This window comes from Mycobacterium sp. E796 (assembly GCF_001672815.1).
Taxonomy (GTDB): domain Bacteria; phylum Actinomycetota; class Actinomycetes; order Mycobacteriales; family Mycobacteriaceae; genus Mycobacterium.
This window is the reverse complement of record NZ_LZKK01000071.1, coordinates 1-19,649: the sequence shown is the minus strand read 5'-3', so window position 1 is coordinate 19,649 and position 19,649 is coordinate 1. Positions and strand designations below refer to the sequence as shown.

At 67.3% G+C, this 19,649-nt stretch carries 20 protein-coding genes and 1 pseudogene; 9 read left to right on the top strand and 12 right to left on the bottom strand.

Features of this window, described 5'->3' with window-relative positions; translation table 11 throughout:
* Positions 1–955: class I adenylate-forming enzyme family protein (locus tag A5706_RS06595; protein ID WP_068128391.1), on the bottom strand; the 955-nt coding region annotated here is incomplete at its 3' end.
* Between the two features lie 86 nt (positions 956–1,041).
* On the opposite strand from A5706_RS06595, the gene A5706_RS06590 reads away from it, so the two are divergent.
* The 3 genes from A5706_RS06590 to A5706_RS06580 are packed head-to-tail and all read left to right on the top strand — an operon-like array spanning position 1,042 to position 3,003.
* Entirely contained in the window at positions 1,042–1,401 is a 360-nt protein-coding gene (locus tag A5706_RS06590; protein ID WP_156766985.1) for a 2Fe-2S iron-sulfur cluster-binding protein, read from the top strand.
* Positions 1,402–1,420: 19 nt separating this feature from the next.
* The gene (locus A5706_RS06585; protein ID WP_068128386.1) at positions 1,421–1,735 is read left to right on the top strand and encodes a DUF4286 family protein; all 315 of its coding nucleotides are present in this window, start codon (positions 1,421–1,423) and stop codon (positions 1,733–1,735) included.
* Between the two features lie 5 nt (positions 1,736–1,740).
* Complete coding sequence (locus tag A5706_RS06580) at positions 1,741–3,003, top strand: amidohydrolase family protein (RefSeq protein ID WP_068128385.1); 1,263 nt, start codon at positions 1,741–1,743, stop codon at positions 3,001–3,003.
* An 88-nt stretch (positions 3,004–3,091) separates the two neighbouring features.
* On the opposite strand, the pseudogene A5706_RS35165 reads toward A5706_RS06580, so the two are convergent.
* Together A5706_RS35165 and A5706_RS06570 are read right to left on the bottom strand one after the other, a co-directional pair.
* Positions 3,092–3,942: pseudogene (locus A5706_RS35165) on the bottom strand (LLM class flavin-dependent oxidoreductase).
* A 53-nt stretch (positions 3,943–3,995) separates the two neighbouring features.
* Positions 3,996–4,889 carry an SDR family oxidoreductase gene (locus A5706_RS06570; RefSeq protein WP_068128383.1) on the bottom strand — a complete coding sequence of 298 codons (894 nt, stop codon included), beginning with the start codon at positions 4,887–4,889 and terminating at the stop codon, positions 3,996–3,998.
* Between the two features lie 164 nt (positions 4,890–5,053).
* Here A5706_RS06570 and A5706_RS06565 point away from each other — a divergent pair, with 164 nt between their 5' ends.
* Positions 5,054–5,968: a LysR family transcriptional regulator gene (locus A5706_RS06565; RefSeq protein ID WP_068128397.1), complete on the top strand. Its 915-nt coding sequence runs from the start codon at positions 5,054–5,056 to the stop codon at positions 5,966–5,968.
* On the opposite strand, the gene A5706_RS06560 is transcribed toward A5706_RS06565, so the two are convergent.
* The 4 genes from A5706_RS06560 to A5706_RS06545 are packed head-to-tail and all read right to left on the bottom strand — an operon-like array spanning position 5,954 to position 9,935.
* A complete protein-coding gene (locus A5706_RS06560) occupies positions 5,954–6,991 on the bottom strand; it encodes a CaiB/BaiF CoA-transferase family protein (protein ID WP_082964222.1) in 1,038 nt (345 codons plus the stop codon). The genes A5706_RS06565 and A5706_RS06560 overlap by 15 nt on opposite strands.
* Positions 6,988–7,944, bottom strand: a complete 957-nt coding sequence (locus tag A5706_RS06555; protein ID WP_068128381.1) for an LLM class F420-dependent oxidoreductase — start codon at positions 7,942–7,944, stop codon at positions 6,988–6,990. Before A5706_RS06555 ends, A5706_RS06560 begins: the two co-directional genes overlap by 4 nt.
* Positions 7,929–8,357 carry a cobalamin B12-binding domain-containing protein gene (locus A5706_RS06550; protein WP_068128380.1) on the bottom strand — a complete coding sequence of 143 codons (429 nt, stop codon included), beginning with the start codon at positions 8,355–8,357 and terminating at the stop codon, positions 7,929–7,931. The genes A5706_RS06555 and A5706_RS06550 overlap by 16 nt, the downstream gene beginning before the upstream one ends.
* Positions 8,358–9,935: a methylmalonyl-CoA mutase family protein gene (locus A5706_RS06545; RefSeq protein WP_068128377.1), complete on the bottom strand. Its 1,578-nt coding sequence runs from the start codon at positions 9,933–9,935 to the stop codon at positions 8,358–8,360.
* 146 nt (positions 9,936–10,081) lie between these two features.
* Here A5706_RS06545 and A5706_RS06540 point away from each other — a divergent pair, with 146 nt between their 5' ends.
* Positions 10,082–11,620, top strand: a complete 1,539-nt coding sequence (locus A5706_RS06540; RefSeq protein ID WP_068128374.1) for an amidase — start codon at positions 10,082–10,084, stop codon at positions 11,618–11,620.
* Positions 11,621–11,623: 3 nt separating this feature from the next.
* Here A5706_RS06540 and A5706_RS06535 read toward each other — a convergent pair whose 3' ends face one another.
* The 5 genes from A5706_RS06535 to A5706_RS06520 form a co-directional block, all read right to left on the bottom strand.
* Positions 11,624–12,436 carry a methyltransferase domain-containing protein gene (locus A5706_RS06535; protein ID WP_068128372.1) on the bottom strand — a complete coding sequence of 271 codons (813 nt, stop codon included), beginning with the start codon at positions 12,434–12,436 and terminating at the stop codon, positions 11,624–11,626.
* Between the two features lie 59 nt (positions 12,437–12,495).
* Positions 12,496–13,197: a M15 family metallopeptidase gene (locus A5706_RS06530; RefSeq protein ID WP_068128393.1), complete on the bottom strand. Its 702-nt coding sequence runs from the start codon at positions 13,195–13,197 to the stop codon at positions 12,496–12,498.
* 104 nt (positions 13,198–13,301) lie between these two features.
* A complete protein-coding gene (locus tag A5706_RS32905; protein WP_156766984.1) occupies positions 13,302–13,454 on the bottom strand; it encodes a hypothetical protein in 153 nt (50 codons plus the stop codon).
* A 157-nt stretch (positions 13,455–13,611) separates the two neighbouring features.
* Positions 13,612–14,169, bottom strand: a complete 558-nt coding sequence (locus tag A5706_RS06525; protein ID WP_156766983.1) for a hypothetical protein — start codon at positions 14,167–14,169, stop codon at positions 13,612–13,614.
* A 246-nt stretch (positions 14,170–14,415) separates the two neighbouring features.
* Positions 14,416–15,021, bottom strand: a complete 606-nt coding sequence (locus tag A5706_RS06520) for a TetR family transcriptional regulator (protein WP_068128368.1) — start codon at positions 15,019–15,021, stop codon at positions 14,416–14,418.
* A 62-nt stretch (positions 15,022–15,083) separates the two neighbouring features.
* Between A5706_RS06520 and A5706_RS06515 the strand changes: the two genes are divergently transcribed.
* From A5706_RS06515 to A5706_RS06500, 4 genes are all read left to right on the top strand, one after another.
* Entirely contained in the window at positions 15,084–16,796 is a 1,713-nt protein-coding gene (locus A5706_RS06515) for a CocE/NonD family hydrolase (protein ID WP_068128367.1), read from the top strand.
* An 83-nt stretch (positions 16,797–16,879) separates the two neighbouring features.
* Entirely contained in the window at positions 16,880–18,022 is a 1,143-nt protein-coding gene (locus tag A5706_RS06510) for an LLM class flavin-dependent oxidoreductase (protein ID WP_068128365.1), read from the top strand.
* Positions 18,023–18,033: 11 nt separating this feature from the next.
* Positions 18,034–18,486 carry a tautomerase family protein gene (locus A5706_RS06505; RefSeq protein WP_068128363.1) on the top strand — a complete coding sequence of 151 codons (453 nt, stop codon included), beginning with the start codon at positions 18,034–18,036 and terminating at the stop codon, positions 18,484–18,486.
* A gap of 54 nt (positions 18,487–18,540) precedes the next feature.
* Positions 18,541–19,649: PE-PPE domain-containing protein (locus A5706_RS06500; protein ID WP_156766982.1), on the top strand; the 1,109-nt coding region annotated here is incomplete at its 3' end.

Here is a 19,649-nt window from a genome sequence, read left to right as displayed (position 1 = left end):
CTTGGATCTCGCCGACCTCTCCCGGGCCGACGGGCTGGCCCGTCTCCAACGAGACCACGCGCACGTCCACCCCCGGCACCGGACGGCCGACCGAGTCGAGTCTCGCCCCCTGCAGCGGATTACACGCGATGACGGGCAATTCCGTGGTGCCGTAGGCGGGCACCCAACCGATGCCGGTCCGCCGGGTCACCGTCTCGGCGACGCTGGGGCTGACCGGCGTTGCCCCCCACATGATGAAGCGAAGTGAGGACAGGTCGTACGTCTCGAGCCGGGGGTGCGAGGCGATCGCCAACGCGATGGGCGCCACTGCCATCTCGACTGTGATGCGGTCTTCCTCGATCGTCTGCAGCATCCGGTCGATGTCGAATCGCGGATGTAGCCGCATCCGGGCGCCGGTCCGCAGCGCGGTGAGGATGTTGAGCAGGCCGAGGATGTGTGACGGCGGCGTGGCGACCTGAATCCGGTCGCGTCCCGTCAGTTGGAGCGCCGCGCGCCAGTGCCCCACCGCCTCCTGTAACGCCGCGTGCGTGTGGCGCACGGCCTTCGGCAGACCGGTGGTGCCGGAACTGAATGCCAGCACCGCGTCGGCGCGCGGCTGCGGCGACCCGGATATCGGCTCCCCGGGGGTGATCGGTTCGTCCAGGTGCAACATCGGCATCAGGCGGCCCAGCACCGGATGGTCCCCGACGGCGTGGGCGGGGCCGGTGATCGCCAGCGCGTGGTCCACCTCGTCGTGCTTCCATGCGGGGCTGATCAGGACCGCGGTGCCGCCCAGCCGCCAGATCGCGAGCAGCACGGCCACGAACTCGGGCCGGTTCGACGCCATGACCGCGACCCGCTGACCCGGGATGACACCCCGTTTCGTCAAGGTCGCGGCCAGCCCGTCGGCCAACGCGTCGAGTCGCGGCGGGCTCAACCGCCGTTCCTCGAACACGAGCGCTGCCGGCTCGGTCACGTCCCGTTCCTTCCAGCAGTCCGAACGCCTTGAGAAGACCCTATCGCCCTGTGAGAATAGTATTCTCTATACTGAAGAATGCAAATATGGGAAGGGCGGTCATGGCGACGGTCACCACGATCATCGAGGAGACTCCACGGGTGACAGATCCCGCATCCGATACTGGCGCCAAGGTCGGCACGGTGACGATTCACCTCGACCGCAAGAAGGCGACGGTCCCGCTGGTCCCTGGCGAAACGCTGCTGGAAAGCGCCCGGCGAGCCGGCCTGGAACCGCCGTTCAGTTGCGAGGCGGGCAATTGCGGCACCTGCATGGCCAGGCTCGAGGAGGGCCACGCGACCATGCGGGTCAACGACGCTCTCGACGACGACGAGGTTGCCGAGGGCTACATTCTGACGTGCCAGGGCGTGCCCGACACGGATTCCGTCACGGTGCGCTACGAGTAGCCACAGAGAGGCGGCGGCAATGGCCAAGGGAATCATGTACGTCGAAAGCCGGCCGAGCTCGCCCGACCGCGATCAGGAGTACAACGCCTGGTACGACGAAGTGCACATACCCCAACTCCTGAGGCTCGACGGAATCGTCGCGGCACGACGGCTGCGCCCGGTTGACGGGCAGGGGCCCTATATCGCCATCTACGAACTCGAAGGCGACGATCTGCAGGCCATCTTGGACAACATGATGGCCAACGCCGGGCAGCTGAACATGTCCGACGCCCTGCTGCTGGATCCCGCGCCGATCCCGAAACTGTTCGAGACGACGAGCGAGCGGAGCCGCTGAGCCTGATGAATGTCGACGACCTGATCCTGGTGAGCATCGACGACCACGTCGTAGAACCGCCGGACATGTTCCTGCGCCATGTGCCCGCCAAATACAAGGACGAGGCCCCGATCGTCATGGTCGACGACAAGGGCGTCGACCAGTGGATGTACCAGGGCAGGCCGCAGGGCGTGAGCGGGCTCAACGCCGTGGTGTCGTGGCCGGCCGAGGAGTGGGGCCGCGACCCGGCCGGTTTCGCCGAGATGCGGCCGGGCGTATACGACGTCCACGAACGCGTTCGGGACATGAACCGCAACGGCATCCTCGCGTCGATGTGTTTCCCGACCTTCACCGGGTTCTCCGCCCGGCACCTCAACATGACGCGCGAAGACGTCACCCTGGTGATGGTGTCGGCCTACAACGACTGGCACATCGACGAGTGGGCCGGCTCCTACCCCGACCGGTTCATCCCGATCGCAATCCTGCCGACCTGGACCCCCGACGGCATGTGCGCCGAGATCCGCCGCGTCGCCGCCAAGGGCTGCCGGGCCGTCACGATGCCGGAACTGCCTCATCTGGAAGGGCTTCCGAGCTATCACGACGACAACTACTGGGGGCCGGTGTTCCGGACGCTGTCCGAGGAAAACGTGGTGATGTGCCTGCACATCGGCACCGGGTTCGGGGCGATCAGCATGGCCCCCGACGCGCCGATCGACAACATGATCATCCTGGCCACCCAGGTCTCGGCGATGTGCGCTCAGGATCTGTTGTGGGGCCCCGCGATGCGCACATATCCCGAGCTGAAGTTTGCGTTCTCCGAAGGTGGCATCGGTTGGATTCCCTTCTATTTGGACCGCAGCGACCGCCACTACACCAACCAGAAGTGGCTGCGCCGCGACTTCGGCGACAAGCTGCCCAGCGACGTCTTTCGCGAGCACTCGCTGGCCTGCTACGTCACCGACAAGACGTCGCTGAGACTGCGCCACGAGATCGGCATCGACATCATCGCGTGGGAGTGCGACTATCCGCACTCGGACTGCTTCTGGCCCGACGCACCCGAACAGGTTCTGGCCGAGCTGAACGCCGCCGGCGCCGACGATTCCGACATGAACAAGATCACTTGGGGCAACGCCTGCCGGTTCTTCAGCTGGGATCCGTTCGCCCGAACCCCCCGCGACCAGGCGACGGTTAAAGCGTTGCGCGCCAAATCATCCGACGTCGACGTGTCCATCCGGTCGCGCGCCGAGTGGGCGCGGCTCTACGCGGAGAAGCAGCTCACGTCGCGGTAGCCGACCGCCAATGTGCGGCTGGCCGCACGCTCGAACCCGAACGTGTGGCCAGCCGCACGTTCGGGCAGCTACTCGGTAGCTTCGAGGGTCATGGCACGGCCGGCTCCGCCAGCCCGGCCAGCGCCGGGCCCAGCTCCTCGAGTTGTTCGACGGCGGCGTCGAATTCGCCGCCGACCGGTGGCAGCAACGTGACGTGGTCTGCTCCGGCCGCCAAGTGTGCGCGGATGCTGCGCGCGATGTTCGCCGGATGGCCATGGGCGACAGCGGAATTGACCAGGCGGTCACTGACTTCGTCGATGTCGCGCGACGAGTAGCCCAGCCCCGCCAGCCGGGACGCATAGGACGGCACGGCGAGGCTCGCCGACACCGACTCGCGGGCGGCCTGGATGTCGCGAACCACCGACAGGCCTACCACCAGCAGCTTGTCCGGTCCGAGCGCGCTGCGCGCCTGCGCGGTGAACTCGTGCGGCAGCCCGGCCGGCAGCGCCCCGTCGGCGAGATCCCTTGCCAGCGCCAGCATCTTCGGCCCGTTGGCGGCGACGATGCGGGCGTAGGGCGCGTCCGGCGCGGGCGGCCACGTCGGGGGTAGTCGCGCATCGTGCTCAGTGGGCGCCCGAATTCCCGGCCGACGCTCGCCGCCTGCTCCGGATATCCGATCCCGATGCCCAGCACGAGCCGACCCGGATACGCCTGCGCCAGTTGGGCGGCCGCGGCGTGCATGGTCTGCGCGGGCCGCGCCCAGATGTTGGCGATGCAGGTGCCGAACACCATGCGCTCGGTGTCGGCCAGAAGCATGCCGAGTTGCACCAGGGCGTCCTTGCCGATCACCTCGTTGGTCCACACGGCGCGGTATCCGGACCGCTCCAGCCTGTGCGCGGTCTCGCGTAGCGCGTCGGCGGACAGTGTGTCGGTGAACGAGACAGGCAGGCATACGCCCATCGGCCCCAGCGCCTTTCGAGTCGAGTCGACGACCGCGTCAGCCACGGTATCGCTCACCGCCCGAAGTAGTGGCCGGCATCGAGATCCTCCAGCAGCCCCGGGCCCTCGGGCTTCCAGTCCAGCACCTTGCGGGTCAGCGCATTCGACGTCGGATTGTCCAGTGCGGCGAAGAGCGCAAGGAAGCCGAAATGATCGGCTTCTTCAGCTGGGATGCTGACCGTCGGCACCTCTAGGTGGCGGCCGATCACGGCGGCTATATCGCGGAATGGCACGCCCTCGTCGGCCACACCGTGCAAACGCGTTCCGGCAGGGGCCTTTTCGAGCGCCAGCCGGTACAGGTGCGCGGCGTCCAGGGTGTGGACCCCGGGCCAGCGGTTAGCGCCGTCACCGATGTACGCGGACTTCCCGGTCTCGCGGGCGGTGTCGATGAGGTGGTGTGCGAAGCCGTGGTGGTCGAGATCGCTGTGCACCAACGGCGAGAGCCGGATCACGGAGGAGCGCACCCCTCGGTCGGCCAGCGCGATCACCGCGTTCTCGGAGTCGACGCGCGGTCCACCGGGCAGCGTGTCCTGTTCCGTGGCCGGACCGCCCTGCCCCAGCAGCGACAGGAGCAGGGTGCCCGAGGTGCTGACGAAGGGGCGGTCGGACCCGACGAGCACCTCGCCAATCGCCTGCACGGCGCGCAGGTCGGTGTCGGCGGCGCCCACGAAATCGTCGAAGTCGTGTTTGAAGGCCAGATGGATGACACCGTCCGCCGCCGCCGCGGCGGACTGTAAACCGTCGAGGTCGTCGAGGTCGCCCCTGTGCACCCGCACACCTTTGGCCTCGAGCGCCGCGGCGGACTCGTCGGAGCGGGCAAGCCCGGTGACCTGGTGTCCCGCCTGCATGAGTTCGTCGACGACGGCCGAACCGATGTGTCCGCTCGCGCCCGTCACAAAGACCCGCATGGATGATCCTTTCGTTGCACCGTATTCGCGACTTCCAGTCAACGAGCATCCCGCTCCGGATGTCCAAGACCTGTTCCATATGGCGCGATACCGAATTGGCATCGCCGCATTTGAGCGCCCTTTTCGCAAAACCGGAGTCCGACCAATCGCGATACACTGCACGCATGACCGAATCGGCATTGCCGGTTATCGACCTCGACCTGCGGCTTGTCGGGTATTTCGTCGCGGTCGCCGAACACCGCCACTTCGGCCGGGCCGCGAGCGTGCTGCGCGTCGCCCAGCCGTCGTTGAGCCGCCAGATCCGCCGACTCGAGCAACAGCTGGGGGTTCGACTGCTGGATCGCACGCCGCAAGGCACCCGCCTCACCGAGGCCGGCGAGGTGTTCCTGCCCCGCGCCAAGGCGCTGCTGCGTTCCGCCGCGCAGGCCGCCGCCCAGGCCCGGGCCGCCGGGCAGCCCAGCCGCATCGCGATCGGCTACACGACGGGGATGATCGTCACCCCCGCGGTGCGCGAGCTGCGCCGCGAGCATCCGGACGCCGAAGTACAAGTGTCGCACCTGGATTGGGGCCAGGCCCTCGACGCTCTGCTCGGGCACCGGGTGGACGCGGTGGTAACCCGGCTACCGTTTCCGACCGACGGGCTGCACGTCACCATCCTCTACGACGAGCCCCGGATGCTGGCCGTGTCCGTCGACCACCGCCTGGCCGGTCGGGATTTCGTGACTCTCGACGACATCGCCGACGAACCGATGCCGCGGATCCGGGACTCCGACCCTGCGTGGAGTGCCTTCTGGCGCATCGATCCCCGCCCGGACGGGCGCCGAGCGCCCGATGGACCGTTCATCGACGCGCTCGAGGACAAGTTCGAAGTCATCGCCTCCGGGCAGGCGGTTGCCATCACGGCCGGCTTCCGCGGCAGCGCGCTGCGGCCCGACATCACCACGGTCCCGTTGAAGGGCGTCGAGCCCTGCCATGTCGTTCTGGCGACGCGCGCCGGCGACCGTGGCCGTCTCGTTTCGGCCTTTCGCAAACTCGCCGAGGCCCACCTCACCGGGCCGCCCGCTTCAGCCCTCGGCTAGCTCCGGCGGGGGCCGGTAGTCGGGCTCGTAGCCCGACACGTGGATCGGGCTGCCGACCAGGCGGAAATCACCCGCCGCCACAACCACTTCCGGCGTCGCCTTGAGCGCCTCGGGCAGCGTCTTGACCGCCGCGGCAGGGACGCCGAGGGGACGCAGCCGCCGCTCCCAACCGGCGGCGGTGTCGGTCGCCAGCATCGCCGTGACGACGGCGAGCACCTCGTCGCGGCGGGCGACGCGCTCGGCCATGGTTTCGAATCCCCCGATGCCCGCTTCGGCCGCGAACGACTTCCAGAAGCCGTCGTGCGTGATGAACAGCGCCAAATATCCGTCCGCGGTTGGAAAGAGCTGAGCCGGAACGTAGTACGAGTGGGCGCCATGTGGGCGCCGCTGCGGCTCGACGCCGTTGTTGAGGTATGCCGAGGCGTGGTAGTTGAGCTGAGACAGCATCACGTCGCGCAGCGACACGTCCACCTGCCCACCGGTTCCGGAGATGATTTTGGCCAAAAGCCCCAGCGCGGCGCACATTCCGGTGGAGTTGTCGGCCGACGAGTAGCCGGGCAGCGTCGGCGGGCCGTCCGGGTCGCCGGTCAGGGCGGCGGTGCCGACGCCGGCCTGGACCACGTAGTCGAAAGCCGGATCGTCGCCGCCGTATAGGCCGAATCCGGTGATCGCGACGCAGACGATGCGCTCGTTGTGCTGTCGTAGCTCGTCGTAGGTGAGGCCCAGCCGCCGGATGGCCGACGGCTTGAGGTTCACCAGCAGCGCGTGCGCTTCGGCGACCAGCTCACCCAGCTTTCGCTGTCCCGCTTCGGAATTCAGGTCCAGCGTGACGCTGGACTTGTTGCGGTTGAGGCTGGCGAAGTAGCTGGCGCCGACCTCGCGGGAGATCTCCCCGCCGCGGGGCTCGATCTTGGTGACTTCGGCGCCGAGGTCGGCCAGCAGCATGGTCGCGTACGGACCGGCCAGCATGGTGCCGACCTCGAGGATGCGTATTCCCGCCAGCGGGCCCGCGTCGGCCGTCAACGCAACTCCGCTGCGAGCGACGCGATCATGTCGCGGGTGCGGCGCTTGGACGCGACGAGTTCGTCCCGGTTGTCGCCGATCGGCAGCAGCCGCACCGACAGGTCGGTCACGCCGGCGTCGGCGAATCGGCGCATCCGGGCCAGGATGGCGTGTTCGTCGCCGGCCGCACAGAGGTCACCGACATCGCGGGCGTCCCCGCGGTCGAGCAGGCGCTGGTAGTTGGGCGACACCTCGGCCTCGCCCAGGATGCGGTTGGCCCGCTCCTTGGCCTCGTCGACTTGTGCAGGCGCACACAGGCATACCGGGATGCCCGCGACGATCCGCGGCGCGGGCCGGCCGGCATCCGCGGCGGCCTTGCTGATCTTCGGCGCGATGTGGTCGCCGATGGCGCGCTCGTCGGCCATCCACAACACGGTGCCGTCGGCGAGTTCGCCGGCGATCTGCAGCATCACCGGCCCCAACGCGGCGACCAGCACCGGCATCGGGGTGTCGGCACCAATAGCCGTCGGGTTGTGCACCGTGAACGAATCGTTCTCGACGTCGACCGGTCCGGGCCCGGCGATGGCGGCGTTGAGCACCTGCAGGTAGTCGCGGGTGTAGGCGGCGGGCCTCTCGTACGGCAAGCCGAGCATGTCGCGGATGATCCAGTGGTGCGACGGGCCGACGCCCAACGCCAGCCGTCCCCCGGCCACGGCGTGCGTCGAGAGTGCCTGGCGGGCAAGGGCGATGGGATGCTGGGCCTGCAGCGGCACCACCGCGGTGCCGAGCTCGATGCGGGAGCTGTGCGCGGCCATCAACGAGACCATGGTCAGGCAGTCGAAGTCGTTGGGCACCTGCGGCATCCACGCGGTGTCCAGCCCCGCGGATTCGGCCCATTCGATATCGGAGACGAGCTTTTCCACCTTGCGGGCCATGTCGCCACGCTCGGCGCCGATCATCACTCCGACGCGCACTGTGGTTCCTTTGCTTCGGGGTCCGGGGTGCCGGTCAGCGCGCGGATGTCGCGCACCAGAACGTCGAGCGGTGTCCCGGTGGGGAATACCGCCGCGGCGCCGGCGGAGAGCAGCTTGGGGACGTCGGCGTGCGGGATGGTTCCCCCAACGACGACGGCGATATCTGCGGCGTCGGCGGCGCGCAACGCCTCGACGGTCCGCGCGGTGAGCGCCAGATGCGCTCCCGACAGGATGCTCAGGCCCACGACCGCGACGTCTTCCTGGACGGCGATCGACGCGATGTCTTCGATGCGCTGGCGGATGCCGGTGTAGATGACCTCGAAGCCCGCGTCGCGCAGCGTGCGCGCGACGATCTTCGCGCCGCGGTCGTGTCCGTCCAGCCCGGGTTTGGCCACCAGAATTCTTACCGCCACCTAGAACACCACCGGCTGCTGGAACTCGCCCCACACCGCTTTGAGCGCCGAGACCATTTCCCCGACCGTGCAATAGGCGTTGGCGCAGTCGATCAAGTTGTGCATCAGGTTGTCGTTTCCTTCGGCGGCTCGTGACAGCGCTGCGAGGCTGGCTCCGACTGCCGCCGAATCCCTTTCGGCTTTGACCTTGGACAGCCGTTTGAGCTGCAGATCGCGCCCTTCGGCGTCGAGCTCGTAGGTGACGACGTCGTGTTCCGGCTCTTCGGTCACGAACCGGTTCACCCCCACGACCGGGCGGGTGCCGGCTTCGATCTCCTGATGCATCTTGAATGCCTCGTCGGCGATCAGGCCCTGCAGGTAACCGTCCTCGATCGCCTGGACCATGCCGCCGTGCCGCTCGAGGTCGGACATGATCTCGAGGATGCGGGCCTCGGTCGCATCGGTCAGGGCCTCCACGAAGTAGGACCCGCCCAGCGGGTCGGCGACGCTGGCCACCCCGGTTTCGTGGGCGAGGATCTGCTGGGTGCGCAGCGCCAGTGTCGTGGTTTCCTCGGTGGGCAGGGCGAACGGCTCGTCCCAGGCCGCCGTGAACATCGACTGCACACCGCCCAGCACCGCGGCCATCGCCTCGTAGGCCACCCGGACGATGTTGTTGTGCGCCTGCGGCGCGTACAGCGACGCGCCGCCGCAGACGCAGCCGAACCGGAACATCGCCGCCTTGTCCGTCGTCGCGCCGTAGCGCTCCCGCACGATGGTCGCCCAACGACGCCGCCCCGCACGGTATTTGGCGATCTCCTCGAAGAAGTCGCCGTGGGTGTAGAAGAAGAACGAGATCTGCGGTGCGAACTGGTCGATCGTCATGCGGCCGCGCTCCACCACGGTGTCGCAGTAGGTCACCCCGTCGGCCAGGGTGAACGCCATCTCCTGCACCGCGTTGGCCCCGGCATCGCGGAAATGCGCGCCGGCCACCGAGATCGCATTGAACCTCGGAACCTCGGCCGCGCAGAACTCGATGGTGTCGGCGATCAGCCGCAGCGACGGTTCCGGCGGCCAGATCCAGGTTCCGCGCGAGGCGTACTCCTTGAGGATGTCGTTCTGGATGGTCCCGGTAAGCTTCGCCCGCGGTATCCCCTTCTTCTCGGCGGCGGCGACGTAGAACGCCAGCAGGATGGCGGCCGTCCCGTTGATCGTCATGCTGGTGCTGAGCTTGTCCAGCGGGATGCCGTCGAACAGGATCTCGAAGTCGGCCAGCGTGTCGACCGCGACGCCGACGCGGCCGACCTCCTCGCCGAACTCCGGGTCGTCGGAGTCGTAACCACACTGGGTGGGCAGGTCCAGCGCCACCGACAGCCCGGTCCCGCCCTGCTCGAGGAGGTAGCGGTAACGGCGGTTGGATTCCTCGGCGGTCCCGAATCCCGAGTACTGGCGGAACGTCCAGAGCTTGCCGCGGTAGCCGGACGCGAAGTTGCCGCGGGTGAAGGGGAACTCCCCGGGTGGCGGCGGTTCCGCGGTTATGTCCACCGGTCCGTACGCGGGCTTCAGTGGGATGCCCGACGGTGTCTGAGCAGCGTTATCCATCGATGAATAACGTACTTGCAAAAAAAGAGAATGCCAATACCGCACCGCTGACCTGGGCAAACAACTGCAACTCGCACGGGTCGCGGCCGTGATTGACCGCCCGCCCTAAGCTCCTGGTCGCGAGGGCCTAGACGACGGAGGTCGACATGACCGTTTCCCGACCATCGGCAGCGGACATCGAAGCCGCGGCCACGCACTTCGGCTTCCATCTCGACGCCGACGCCCAACGTGGCTACCTGGACGTTGTGCGGCACACGTTGCGGTCCTATGACGTGATCGACGAGCTGTACGACGAGCTCGCTCGCCCGCAGACCCCCGACAGGGCCTACCGGTTCCCCGAGCCCGGCGACAACCCCCTCGGCGCCTGGTACGTCACCACCGACATTGCCGCCGCTGCCGAAGGACCGCTGAACGGACGGGCCGTGGCGATCAAGGACAACATTGCCGTGGCCGGCATTCCGATGATGAACGGGTCGCGTGCGGTGGAAGAGTTTGTCCCCAGCCGCGATGCAACCGTCGTCGAGCGGCTGCTTGCTGCCGGGGCGACGATCGCCGGCAAGAGTGTCTGTGAGGATCTATGCGCGTCCGGGTCCAGCTTTACCTCGGCATCCGGACCGGTGCGCAACCCCTGGGACACCACGCGCGAAACCGGCGGGTCATCGAGCGGCAGCGCCGCACTGGTCGCCGCCGGTGAGGTCGAGCTGGCGCTCGGCGGCGATCAAGGCGGATCCATCCGTATCCCGGCGTCGCTGTGCGGCATTGTCGGGCACAAGCCGACGCACGGGCTGATCCCCTACACGGGAGCTTTCCCGATCGAGCGGACGATGGATCACGTCGGCCCCATGACACGGACCGTCGCCGACGCCGCACTGCTTCTCACCGTGCTCGCCGGACCCGACGGCCAGGACCCGCGCCAGCCGTCCGAGATTGCCGCGGTCGACTATCGGGCGGCCCTCACCGGCGATGTCGCCGGTCTGCGGGTGGGTGTTGTCACCGAAGGCTTCGGGCAAGCCGGCTCGCTGCCCGACGCGGACGACCTGATCCGGTCGGCGGCAGAGCGGCTCACCGAGATCGGTTGCACCGTAGCCGAAATCAGCGTGCCGTGGCACCGCCACGGTCTACATCTGTTCGCCGTCCTCTTTACCGACGGCGCTAGCTATCAGATGTTGGATGGCAATGGTTATGGGCTCGGCGCCGACGGCCTGTACGACCCAGAACTTATGGCGCACTTCGCAAGACAGCGTGTCGTCAAGGCCGACGAGCTCTCCAGCATCATCAAGGCGACGGCACTATGCGGCCACTTTGGCTTAAAAGTGCTCGGCGGCGCAAGCTATGCCAAAGCGCGCAACCTAGTGCCGCAGCTGCGCGCCGCTTACGACGCGGCACTCACGCAATACGACGTACTGGTCATGCCGACCGTGCCCAGCACCGCCGATACCCTCCCGACCGGCAGCCCGCAGGAACTCGCGCTTCTCGAACGCATGGTCGGTAAGGCAACCAACACCGCTCCAATCGACATAACCGGCCATCCCGCGATCTCGGTTCCCGCCGGCCTGCTCGATGGCCTGCCCGTTGGGATGATGATCGTGGGCAAACTATTTGACGACGCCACGGTCCTGAAGGTCGCCGATGCCTTTGAATCTCTTTGCGGGGGTTTCCCTGCGGCTCCGAACCCGACAGCGTGAAGGCTATGCGCGGCAGAGGATCTCGCCGTGCGGCATCGACAGCCAGCCATCCGGGGCCGCGGCCCAGGCCCGCCACGCCGCGGAGATCTCCTCGAGCTGCGCCGCGCTGGCCCGTCCCGATGCCAGCAAGTCCCGCCCCACATCGGAGTGCAGGATTCGGTCGGCCCACATGCCGCCCCACCAGTCGCGGGTGTCGGGTGTCGCGTAGCACCAGACGCTGCCCGTCGGGGTGACGTCGTCGAAGCCGGCCTGAAGCGCCCATGACAGCAGCCGCCGGCCGGCATCGGGTTCGCTGCCGTTGGCGCGGTGCGCCTTTCGATACAGGTCCAACCACAGATCCAGCTCGGGCAGCTCCGGGAACCAGATGAAGCCGGCGTAGTCGGCGTCCCGCGCCGCGACGATTCCGCCCGGTCGGCACACGCGCCGCATCTCCCGCAGCGCGCGCACCGGGTCGGTGACATGCTGCAGCACCTGATGCGCGTGAACGATGTCGAACGTGTCGTCGGGAAAACCGAGGCTGTGCACGTCGGCGGTCGCGAACGTGACGTTCGACAGGCCGCGCCCTTCGATCTCGGCGCGGGCCACGTCCAGGACGTCGGCGACCTGATCGACGGCCAGCACCGCCGCGGGGGCGACCCGCTCGGCGAAGTCGGCGGTGATGGTCCCGGGGCCGCATCCGATGTCCAGCACCGTCAACCCTGGCCTCAGGTGGGGCAGCAGGTAGGCGGCGGAGTCTTCCGCGGTGCGTCGCCGATGGCTGCGTAGCACCGACTCGTGATGTCCGTGCGTGTAGCGGGCCCCATGGTCGTCGTCCATGGCCTGAGCCTAGCCGCGTGGCTCAGAATATGATATTTCGGTCTCAGTATGCGAGACGCCTAGTCGACGGGGACGTTGAGGATCGGTCGGTCGACCGCCGCACCCGGACCGTCGAAGTGCCACCACTCCCCGGAGTAGGGGGTCAGCCCGCCGTACTGCATGGCGTCCCGCAGGCGGGCCCGGTTCGCCTGCTCGTCGGCGGTGACGCCCTGGGTCGCGTAAGCCGTTGCGCGCGAGGAGAAGTCGTCGAAGTCGGTGCCCATGTCCGCCAGACACAAACCGTCGACCTGCCGCTCGGCCGCGCACTGCTGCTGCACGCTGGTGAACGTCACGTCCACCGAAAGCCCGGACTCGTGGCTGTGCGCGTACGCGCCCGGGCGAGCCACCCACGCCGGGTTGGGCACGGCGTTGAACAACTTGACCTGCACCTCGTGCGGCCGGTAGCAGTCCCAGAACACCAACACATGGCCTTGCGGGCGCAGCGCCGTCGCGGCCGTCGCGAGCCCCGGGGCCATGGACTGGTGCACCAGGCACCGGGCGTCGGACGGATACAACTGCGTATGGGTGAAATTGTTCGTCGTCGCATAGCGCAGGTCGATGATGGCATCGGGCACCACGCTGCGGACGTCGACGAACCCGGCCGCGCGCGCGGCGTTGCTGACCGGGGGCACGTCGGGATCGGCCTGCGCGGGTGGCGCACCGGCGAATGCTATGAGTTCGGCGACCACCGTGAGAAGAAGGAAGCTCCGCAACCGAAGCATCCGGTAATTGCTGCGATAAGACTCGTTGTGCGAGGCGCTATCAGACCCGATATCAATTCCGTAAGGCGCGGTGGCCGACAACGAAACGGTCCCGAGCTCGACTGTCACGGATTGTCGAGGTCGCCAACCGTAATCGAATGCTGAATAGTGTTGGCGCCTTTGATGTCGCTGAGATCGGGCGTGAGTGCGGTCGCCGGAACGCCATGGATCGTCGACAGATCGGGCTCTTGTTCCGGGGAGGTGGTGGGTTCGCTCATCATGGCCTCACCTGAGTCGACTTTGCGCCCCTAATATCGTCGAGCTCGGGTTCTTTCGACGCTGCCTGGCCAACGTCACTCACCGGCCGCTCGTCCTCTTTGAGAGGATCGTTGGTTTTTTGCGTCATGCGATATCCTTCCTGCTAGACCTTAGAAATTAAGGGCCCGGGGTTGAGGCGAGTACGAGGCCACCTGTATAGCCAATCGTGGCTACCAGGGATATCGTCGCTATCCACACGCCGTATTTTCTGTGCCGGAGCATCTTTTCGTTATCTGCCCCGAGACGGCTGAACACGGCGGTGTAGCCGAGATAAAACGCCCGGGGATCTGCGAATTTCACATTCGGCTTGCGATTTTGCATCGACAGTTTTATCGAAGCGCCATCAAGGTTGAACATCCACTTACTATTGGGTGTCATGACGTAGAGCGCCGCCACAGCCGTCACTACTGGCAGCGCCACCAGGATTACTGTCAGCGCCAGCGGCTGGTCCTTCAACTGCTTGAGAACTGTGTCGGCATAGGCCTTGCCGAACGCGCTGAGAAACGTTGTAGCCAGTGTCAAAAGCCCGATAAGATCCTTCGCCTTTGACTGCAACTCTTTCAGATCGGTACGTTGAGCGGCTAAAAGTGCGCTCGCCTGATCGAACGCCAGCTTCGCCTCTAACTCGGCGGCTTCGGCCGAGCCGTCGGGCACAGCTGGCGTGTCAATTGCCATCACACGGCGCCCTCCGTATCACCCTGGTACGCGAAGTAGGACCGTTGAAATCGTATTCGCCGCATCGCGAGTTAGGAATATCCTCACGCGCGACGGCCGCGACCGGGCCAGGCGATTGCGGCAGCAGGCGGCAACCAACCCGCACGGCAGTGGAGAGACCGGGGACATCAGACGCGTACGGACATCTAGCCGCTCCTCGCGTCGGATCATGTGAGCCACAACGGCGATGGCAGGCCCCGGTCACGCTCAACTCGCGGCGATGTCGCCGTCGACGTAGCGCTGCAGGTTGGGCGCCATCGCGGCCACTACCTCGTCCTCGGGCATCGAGGCGATCGGCTCGATCTTCCAGACGTAGCGCAGCAACGCGAACCCGATCAGCTGGCTGGCGATCAAGCCGCTGCGTCGCAGCCGCTCGTCCTCGTCGTCCCCGAGGGTGGATCCGCCGATCAGGCCGCGCTCGATGATCAGCCGCAGCTTTTCGCGGGTCTTGGCCTCGTGGGCGGCCGTCAGCACCACCGCGCGCAGCGCGGCGCCGACGTCCTCGTCGGCCCAGACGTCCAGCACGTTGCGGATCAGTCGCTCGCCCAGTTCGGACTTGGGCGTGGCCCACGTCGCGGTGACCGAATCGAGCCACCTCTGCGGCGGCGCGGTGGCGGCGTCGAGCAGCCCCTCCTTGGAGCCGAAGTAGTGGTAGATCAGGGCGGGGTCGACATCCGCCGCGCGGGCGACGGCCCGAATTGCCGTGCCGGCCCAGCCGTGTTCGGCGAATTCGTCGCGGGCTGCGGCGACGATGCGCGCGGCCAGCACGCCGCGCTCGTCGCGCGGGCCCGGGGTGATCGACCGTTTCGCCACGACCTCACCATACCGCGAAATTTCATCTTGCGTTGAGACTAGTTTCAACGTAGCGTGAAACTATGGAAACGACGCTGAACGGCCCGCAGACCAGCGGCCGGCAATACCGAAACCTCAGCGAGCCCTGGCACGCGAAGCGCAGCGACATCAACACCGCTATCGCCATGCGCGACGGCACAAGGCTTTTGGCCGATGTTCATCGGCCCGCATCCGACGGGCGGTTCCCGGCGCTGCTCGCGGCCTCGCCCTATCCGCGGCAGGTGCAGGACCTGGGCGCCCCGGCCGGTTTCATCGAGGCCGGCGTTACGGACTTCTGGGTGCCACGCGGCTACGCGCACGTCATCGCCAACCTGCGCGGGACCTGCGGCTCGGAAGGCACCTTCAGCTTCTTCGATGCTCAGGAGCGCCGGGACGTCTACGACCTCGTCGAGTGGATCGCCGCCCAACCGTGGTGCGACGGGAACGTCGGCATGATTGGCATCAGCTACTTCGCGATGACCCAGCTCGAGGCGGCCGTCGAGCGGCCGCCCCACCTCAAGGCGATCTTCCCGCTGGCCGTAACCGCGGACCTCTACGACGGCGCGAACCACCACGGCCTGCTCAGTTCGTCGTTTGTCACACCGTTCCTCGCCATGACCGGCCTCACCGCCGAACGCAGCGACAGACTCTGGCGCAGCAAGCCGGTCGGCCTGGCCAGGCGCGTGCTGAAAAGCCCACGCGTGCACAAGAAGTTCGAGACCGCCAACGGCGAGGCGGCGGTGACCATGCTCCGCCGGCTTCTTCGCCTGCCACACAATCCACACCCCTGGGACGAGCTTTGGCAGGACGCCGTCCTCAAGCACCCGACCCGCGACGAGTGGTGGGAGCAGCGAAACCTGCTGCCGCTGTTGAAGGAAATCGACATCCCGGTGTATCTCGGGTGCGACTGGGAGAACGTGCCGCTGCACCTTCCCTCGACCTTCACCACGTGGAAAGGGTTGTCGGACAACGCCTGTGTGCGGATGGGCATGCTGGGCAAGTTCGGTCTGACCTGGCCGTGGGAAAGCATGCACATTGAGGCGCTAGCCTGGTACGACCATTGGCTGAAGGGTCGCGACACCGGGATCACCGACGGCCCGCCGATCCGATTCTTCCTGCCCGGCGCCGACGAGTGGCGCACCGCCGACTCGTGGCCGCCGTCGCAAGCCCCGCATCGCGAACTCGCCCTGCGCGCCGACGGCAGGCTGGACGGGGACGAGGGCGAGCCGGGCGGCCGTGAATTCATGGTCTTGGGCCCGGGCCTGGGCCGCGTCAAGCCCAGCGAAATCGATCCGCCGTCGGCGCTGAGCTGGACGAGCGGACCGCTCGCCGAGGACCTCGACGTGGTCGGCGACATCGAGTTGCGGCTCGTCGCCTCGGCGACCGCGATCGACACGGCGTGGATGGCGACACTGCAGGACGTGGCGCCCGACGGCGGGGCCACCGACGTAACGGCCGGCTGGCTACGCGCCAGCATGCGCGAGGTCGACGAGGCGACCAGCCGCCCCGGCGCGCCCGCATTGCCGTGCCGCAACGCGCGGGGGGTGCCGCTGGGCGAGGACGTCGATTATCGAATCCCGTTGGTTCCCAACGCCCGACGGTTCAAGGCCGGGCACCGCATGCGCCTGATTCTCACCAGCGATGACCAGGACCCGTCGGCGCCCGTGATCATGAACTTCCGCCACGCCAGCGTCGGGACCAGCAGCCTGAACACGGTTCGGTCGTCGTCGCGGCTGCTGATCCCGGTGTTCGGCTGACCATTGATGAACCGCGATCCGTGATCTATCGTCCCGGGTAGCCGATCGGCTAGTCCTGGCCGCGGCCCGAAGGAGCGGACACGATGGCCGGTCTCGGCGTGGGCGTCATGCACAACACGATCAACTCGCGGTTTGGCCCGAAACCCTTGATCCACGCCGACTACCTGACCGGGCTCGCCTGCGGAGCCGACTCCTTCTGGGTGGCCGACCACCTCAGTTCTGCGTGGCCGCCGTCGATGTGGACCACCAGGCACGTGGGCGCGGCCCGGGTGATCCCGAAGATCGACGCTCACCTCGAGCCGTGGACGATGCTCGGCTACCTGGCCGGCCGCAACCGGCTCGGCCGGATGCGCCTCGGGGTGGCCGTGACCGACGCCGGTAGGCGCAATCCGGCGGTCACCGCACAGGCCGTGGCGTCGTTGCACCTGCTGACGCGGGGCCGGGCGGTGCTGGGCATCGGAACCGGCGAGCGGGAAAGCAACGCGCCTTACGGCGTCGACTGGTCCAAGCCGGTGGCGCGCTTCGAGGAGGCGGTTGCCACCATCCGCGCGCTCTGGAACTCCAACGGCGAGTTGGTCACCCGCGACTCGCCGTTCTTCCCGCTACACAACGCGACTTTCGCGCTTCCCCCGTACAAAGGCAAATGGCCGCCGATCTGGATCGCCGCGCACGGGCCGCGCACAATGCGCGCCACGGGGCGATACGCCGACGGGTGGTTCCCGGGAACGACCCGCGCCACCGAATACGGCGAGCAGCTCGACATCGTGCGCACGGCGGCGTCGGACGCCGGACGCGACCCGATGGCGATCACCCCGGCACTCATCCGCTTCATTGTGACCGGCCGGTCCCGCGACGAGGTCGACGAAGTAGTGAATTCCGACATCGCGAAGGTGTTTACGCTCAACTGCCCCGCCAAGGACTGGGCCCGCCACGGCGTGGAACACCCGATGGGCGCCGACTTCGCCGGCGTGCAGGACCTGATTCCGCAATTGATCGACGAGGAGACTGCGCTGTCCTACGCGGCGAAGGCACCGCGATCGCTCGTCGAGGAGTTGTTCGCGGTGGGCACGCCCGACGAGGTCGTCGAGCAGATCGCGGAATTCCGCGACAACGGCATGCGGTATCTGGTGGTGGGCAACGCCGGCGCCATCCAACCGAGTCTGCGCAAGAGCGCATACGCGACCGCGCCCTACGTCAAGGTCGTGCGCGGCCTGCGGAAGCTGTGAGGCGGTTTGCGATGCCGATGATCGATCTGACGTTCGTGCGTGGCTCGATGGACGACGACGCGTTGGGCCGGCTGGCCGACGAGCTGGTGACCGTGCTACTGCGCGCCGAACGCGCCCCGGACACAGCGTTTCTGCGGGACAACACCTGGGTGTACCTGCGCCCGGTGGAGGCCGCCGAGCTCTCGGTCGGCGGCCGCGGCCCGGGCGCGCCCCGATTCCGGGTCGACCTGACCGTGTTCGAAGGGGCGCTGGATCAGCACCGCAAGGAACGGCTCGCCGCCGACGTGCACGGCGCGGTGTGCGCCGCGGCGGGAATCGAGCCGCAGGGCCCGCGCGCGTTTCATGTGTGGACGCTGATTCATGAGATCCCCGAAGGCAATTGGGCCGGCGGCGGCAAGGTCATTTACTACCAACAGGTGAAAGGCCTTGTGGCCGAGGACTTGCCCGACGATCGCCTGGCCTGAACACCCGCCCAGCCCCTCGCAGCACCCTATGCTGGCTTTGGGAGGGAGGGATCCATGGCGTATGCACTGGCGCAGCCGCAGGTCATGGCGACCGCGGCCGCGGACATGGCGGTGATCGGTACGAGGCTCAACGACGCCGCGGCAGCCACGGTGGGCCGGACGACCGGTGTGCTGGCGGCCGGCGCCGATGAGGTGTCCGCGGCGGTGGCGGCCCTGTTCAGCGCGACCGGCAAGGAGTGGCAGGCGCTGCTTGGGCGGGCGGCCGCGTTGAACACCGAGTTCGCCAGCGCGCTGACCTCGGCCGCTGACGCGTATGCCAATACCGAGGCCACGGGCGTGGCGGCGCTGGCCGCAACCGGCGGCGCGGCGACCAGCGCGGCGGACCCGCCGGTCACGCTCGTCCTGGGCGGCAGCGGAATGCCCATCCCTCCCGCAACCTTTGTTGCGAACGTCGTCAGCAAGTACGTGGCGCCCAATTTTCCCGTCGGCCTCGTCCAAGCCCTGTCCCTGCCCGCGGGGGAATACCCGGACAGCGGCATCAAGGACTTGATGCAAAACATATCGATAGCTCGGGGCGTCACGATCCTGAACAACGCGATCCAACAACAACTCGCCGCCGGAAACACCGTTAACGTTCTCGGCTATTCGCAGGGCGCCAACATCGCGGCGCTGGAAATGCAGTTGCTGGACCCCGCCGGCACGCCGAGCAATTTGCCGATAAACTTTGTGCTGCTTGGTAATTCGATGAATCCCAACGGGGGCTGGGACGCGCGCTTCCCGGGTTTGAGTCTGCCGACGTTGGGTTTTTCGACACTTGGTCCGATGCCGACCAATGACTTCGTGACCAAGGTCTACACCCTCGAATACGACGGCTGGGCCGACTTTCCGCAATACCCGATCGATATCTTCGCCGACTTGAATGCGGTGGTGGGAATGGTGACCACGCACGGCGGCTACGAAAATCTCACGCCCACCCAGATCAACTCGGCGACCGTCTTGCCGACGCAGGGAGCCACGACCACCACCTTCTACATGATCCCGAGCCAGAACCTGCCGCTGCTGGATCCGGTGCGGCACATCGCCTATGTCGGCAACCCGATCGCCGATCTGGTCCAACCGGTGCTGAGACCCCTGGTCAACTGGGGCTACGGCGATCCGAATTA

Bases quoted from the DNA above. Each gene is read 5' to 3' on its own strand.
- A5706_RS06590 (WP_156766985.1), top strand. From the start codon at position 1,042: ATGGGAAGGGCGGTCATGGCGACGGTCACCACGATCATCGAGGAGACT.
- A5706_RS06585 (WP_068128386.1), top strand. From the start codon at position 1,421: ATGGCCAAGGGAATCATGTACGTCGAAAGCCGGCCGAGCTCGCCCGAC.
- A5706_RS06580 (WP_068128385.1), top strand. From the start codon at position 1,741: ATGAATGTCGACGACCTGATCCTGGTGAGCATCGACGACCACGTCGTA.
- A5706_RS06570 (WP_068128383.1), bottom strand. From the start codon at position 4,889: ATGCGGGTCTTTGTGACGGGCGCGAGCGGACACATCGGTTCGGCCGTC.
- A5706_RS06565 (WP_068128397.1), top strand. From the start codon at position 5,054: ATGACCGAATCGGCATTGCCGGTTATCGACCTCGACCTGCGGCTTGTC.
- A5706_RS06545 (WP_068128377.1), bottom strand. From the start codon at position 9,935: ATGGATAACGCTGCTCAGACACCGTCGGGCATCCCACTGAAGCCCGCG.
- A5706_RS06540 (WP_068128374.1), top strand. From the start codon at position 10,082: ATGACCGTTTCCCGACCATCGGCAGCGGACATCGAAGCCGCGGCCACG.
- A5706_RS06535 (WP_068128372.1), bottom strand. From the start codon at position 12,436: ATGGACGACGACCATGGGGCCCGCTACACGCACGGACATCACGAGTCG.
- A5706_RS06530 (WP_068128393.1), bottom strand. From the start codon at position 13,197: ATGCTTCGGTTGCGGAGCTTCCTTCTTCTCACGGTGGTCGCCGAACTC.
- A5706_RS32905 (WP_156766984.1), bottom strand. From the start codon at position 13,454: ATGAGCGAACCCACCACCTCCCCGGAACAAGAGCCCGATCTGTCGACG.
- A5706_RS06525 (WP_156766983.1), bottom strand. From the start codon at position 14,169: ATGGCAATTGACACGCCAGCTGTGCCCGACGGCTCGGCCGAAGCCGCC.
- A5706_RS06515 (WP_068128367.1), top strand. From the start codon at position 15,084: ATGGAAACGACGCTGAACGGCCCGCAGACCAGCGGCCGGCAATACCGA.
- A5706_RS06510 (WP_068128365.1), top strand. From the start codon at position 16,880: ATGGCCGGTCTCGGCGTGGGCGTCATGCACAACACGATCAACTCGCGG.
- A5706_RS06505 (WP_068128363.1), top strand. From the start codon at position 18,034: ATGCCGATGATCGATCTGACGTTCGTGCGTGGCTCGATGGACGACGAC.